Consider the following 3,839-nt stretch of genomic DNA (forward strand, 5'->3'; position numbering starts at 1 on the left):
GATCTGCTGCGGTTACCGCACCGGCGAACTCACGAGCCTCAGGCATGCAGACAGCGTTGCACCACCCAACGTGATCACGTACAGGAATCGTTCGATCGCTTACCGAGATCTAGCTATGTAGTACTAGCCCGGCCGGTACCGCCTAGGGCGTGTTTCGAAGTAGGTGGAGCCATTCGTTGATGGCGGTGATTTCCAGGACGGCCTGGTAGCGGACGGAGAGCTTGTCGTAGCGGGTGGCCACCGCGCGGTGGCGCTTGAGGCGGTTGATGCCGCATTCGACGGCGTGGCGGGCGCGGTAGTCGACCGGGTCGAAGGCGGGTGGACGGCCACCGCGGCTGCCCCGCCGCCGACGGTGAGCGGCCTGGTCGTCTGGCACTGGGATCGTCGCTGCGATGCCGCGTCTGCGCAGGTGGGCGCGGATCGCCCGAGAGGAGTAGGCCTTATCGGCCCGGACCCGATCGGGTCGGGTCCGAGGACGGCCACGCCCCTGCCGGGGAACACAGACGCCGGCCATCACGGCTTCGAACTGCGGGGCGTCCCCGCGCTGCCCGGCCGTGACCACCAGCGACAACGGCTTGTACCCCTGCTCGCAGGCCAGGTGCACCTTGGTCGTCAGTCCGCCTCGGGAACGTCCCAGCGAGTGATCGGCCGGCTCGGTGACCGCACCGCCCGGTGGCCCGCGCTGCAGGTCACCGCGCGGTTCGGGTTTGGCCCTAGACCTGATCGCCGGTAGCCTATCCCGCGTCCCACTCCGGCGTCCAGCGCACGAGTGACCATGCGGCGGGCCAGCTCCGGCTTGGTGGCGAAGTGCCGGTGGCGGGCATCCCGGCCGCTTGCCGCCGCGTGGTGTCGTCGGCCCAGACCCGCAGGCAGATAGCCCCGTTACCTTTTTCACGTCCCGCCGACCGCAGGTTGGTGGGAGCCAGGTCGCCTGGTCCGGCATGACTCAAGCCCCCTGTCGCAGGCCTGATCCGGGGGGTGTTGTCACCGAGCCCGGGTGGCGTCGGTGGACCGCTCATAGGGACAAGGCAACCTTCTGTGACGAAGTCATCGTCTCGCCGTAACGTGGATGCCGGCAGCCGTCGCCAGACCTTTGTGACCAGGCCGAACAGCTCATCGACTCACCGAGCGAGGTAGGGCATTGGGCCCCGAATACGCGGTGTTCCTGGGTCTGGACGTCGGCAAGGGCGAACACCACGCCTGCGCCCTGGACCCCTCCGGCAAGAAGCTGCACGACAAACCGCTCCCCAACGACGAGCAGCGGCTGCGTGCCCTGTTCACCCAGCTCAGCAGACACGGACGGGTGCTGGTGGTCGTCGACCAGCCCGCCTCGATCGGCGCCCTGCCGGTCGCGGTCGCCCGAGCCGAGGGCTGCCAGGTCGCCTATCTGCCCGGGCTGACCATGCGGCGTCTGGCCGATGTGCATCCGGGCAACGCCAAGACCGATGCCCGCTATGCCTTCGTCATCGCCGACGCCGCCCGCACGCTGCCGCACACTCTGCGACGGGTCGACTCGGGTGAGGAGGCCCTCGCTGAGCTGGAGGTACTGGTCGGGTTCGATGACGACCTGGCCGGGGAGGCGACCCGGCTGGTCAACCGGATCCGGGGGCTGCTGGTCACCGTCCACCCTGCTCTGGAGAAGGCGATCGGCCCGCGGCTGCACCACCCGGCCGCACTGGAGCTGCTCATCACCTATGGCGGCCCGGACGGCCTGCGGGCCGCCACAGCCGACCAGCTGCTGGCCACCACCAAGCCCCTCGCACCGCGCATGGCCGGACGCCTGGTCGAGGCGGTCAAGGCCGCGCTGGACGCCCAGACCGTCGTCGTCCCGGGCACCACTGCGGCCGCGACCGTCCTACCGCACCTGGCCCGGTCACTGCGATCGGTCCATGACCAGCGCAAACAGGTCGCGATCGGGGTGGAGGAGATCCTTGATGCGCACCCTCTCGCCAAGGTCCTGATCTCGATGCCCGGCCTCGGGATCAGGACCAGCGCACGGATCCTGCTGGAGATCGGCGACATCTCCGCCTTCGCCACGCCCGGGCACCTGGCCGCCTACGCCGGCCTGGCACCCGTCACCCGCCGGTCCGGGTCCTCCGTCAAGGGCGAACACCCGCCCAAGGGCGGCAACAAGGCCCTCAAACGCGCCATGTTCCTGGCCGCGTTCGCCTCGCTGTCGGACCCGCTGAGCAGGGCGTATTACGACCGCAAGCGGTCGGAGGGCAAAAAGCACAACGCCGCCCTCATCTGCCTGGCCCGCCGCCGCTCAGACGTCATCTACGCCATGCTCCGCGACAAGCAGCCCTACCAACCCTCACGAAAAGCCAGCGTTCAAGTGCCCCAAGCCGCTTGACGAATCCCATAGGGACACCCCCCCCGGGCGATGAAGGCATGCTCGACACCCGTCGCATAGCTGAAGAACACCACGACCTAACTGTTCTCGATCCGGCCGCCGGTACCGGTGTACTGACGCTGCATCCCGGCCGCTTGGCGCCGCGTGGTGTCGTCGGCCCAGACCCGCAGGTAGGTAGAGCTCCCGATCGAAGAAGGCATGCTCGACACCCGTCGCATAGCTCAGGAACACCGCGACCTGGCTGTTCTCGATCCGGCCGGCGGTGCAGGTGCCCTTCATCAGATCGCCGGTCTCGTCCGCCATCGGCACCGCCGCCGAGCTGAGTTGCTCGGTGACATAGCCGCGCGGGTCATCATGCACGGCGTCGGCGTCCCACACCGCCCGATTCAGCAGGTGCTGCGTCCCGTACGGGTCGCGGTCCCCGGCGTGCTCGGCGATCGTCCAGCAGTTCTTGCGGTGCAACTCCGGCAGCAGCTCCTCCAGGAGGCCCACGGAACCGCAGTCGTGTCTCCACCCGCCTGAACCTGCCGGCCGCCCGGCCCTACGAGTCCTTCAACATCGTTTACCACCGGCCGGGATCTACCCTGGGCCCAGCGGCCACCGCGCGATCTTCGGTGTCCTCACAAACACCTCTGATCACGCGATGGTCGTTTGCTTGCCCAGCATCCCCCGCCAACAAGGACACGACTTACCGCTGGAGTAGTAGTCCTCCGTCTGGATCGGGCCTGGTATCCAGGTCAGTCCCCAGGTCCTCAGCTCCGAGGGGCGCGGTTTCATCTCAGGGTTGGCTGTGAACCACTCGGTGTCGTGTCCGGTAATGGCGAGTTCTGGGCGGACGGACATGTAGTGGCGGAGTTGGCGACGAAGGGCCGCTCGGCTTAGGCGGCTTGGGGCCAGGGTGGTGGGCGGACGGTCGCGGTGGTGTCTGGGGGTGGCCGGAGGTGGTAGGTGTGGCGTCCGTCGGTGCCGGTGGTGATGGCGATCCTGGTGGGGTTGGCGTGTTTCCAGCGATTGTGCCAACCGCAGCTGAGAGCGAGTTGGTCGATGTCGGTGGGGCTGTTGCCCAGGGCCCAGCCGTAGACGTGGTCAACTTCGCACAGCGTCCCGGGGACCTCGCACCCGTGGACCGCGCAGGTCGGGTACAGGGTTTCTAGGACCCGGCGTTGTGCGGGGGTGGCGAAGCGGACTCGGTGGCCCAGGTAGAGGGGGAGGTTTCCGCGGCCGAGGAGCAGGGGTGAGACTCCGGCGTTGAGGGCGATGCGGCGGGCCTGTTGGGCGGGGATCGGTGTGCCGTCGGTGAGGCGGGCGGGGGCGGTGCCGCCGGTGAGGGTGTCCAGGTCGCAGATGACGGTGACCTTTGTGGCCTTGTGCCCGCCCGACAGGACACTGCTCAAGGCCGCCGCCGTCCGTTCCGACAGGTCACGCCGGTCGTCGGTACCGGCCGGTTTGGCCAGTGGCCCGAGTGTCCCGTCCCAGATCGCGGCGT

At 68.5% G+C, this 3,839-nt stretch carries 3 protein-coding genes and 1 pseudogene; 1 reads left to right on the forward strand and 3 read right to left on the reverse strand.

Annotated elements, in window-relative coordinates:
* Positions 1-142: 142 nt before the first annotated feature.
* Positions 143-943: an IS5 family transposase gene (locus HUX53_RS34330; RefSeq protein WP_255205918.1), complete on the reverse strand. Its 801-nt coding sequence runs from the start codon at positions 941-943 to the stop codon at positions 143-145.
* 198 nt (positions 944-1,141) lie between these two features.
* Here HUX53_RS34330 and HUX53_RS34335 point away from each other — a divergent pair, with 198 nt between their 5' ends.
* Complete coding sequence (locus HUX53_RS34335) at positions 1,142-2,353, forward strand: IS110 family transposase (protein ID WP_176407442.1); 1,212 nt, start codon at positions 1,142-1,144, stop codon at positions 2,351-2,353.
* 168 nt (positions 2,354-2,521) lie between these two features.
* Here the strand turns inward: HUX53_RS34335 and HUX53_RS41930 are convergent.
* Positions 2,522-2,867: pseudogene (locus tag HUX53_RS41930) on the reverse strand (transposase); the annotation flags it as partial.
* Between the two features lie 364 nt (positions 2,868-3,231).
* On the reverse strand, positions 3,232-3,839 hold a 608-nt coding region (locus HUX53_RS34345; protein ID WP_217920248.1), incomplete at its 5' end, for an HNH endonuclease signature motif containing protein.

The organism is Actinomadura sp. BRA 177 (assembly GCF_013372625.1).
Classification (GTDB): Bacteria; Actinomycetota; Actinomycetes; order Streptosporangiales; family Streptosporangiaceae; genus Spirillospora.

Coding starts and splice junctions, on each gene's coding strand:
- HUX53_RS34330 (WP_255205918.1), bottom strand. CDS start 943: ATGCCGGACCAGGCGACCTGGCTCCCACCAACCTGCGGTCGGCGGGAC.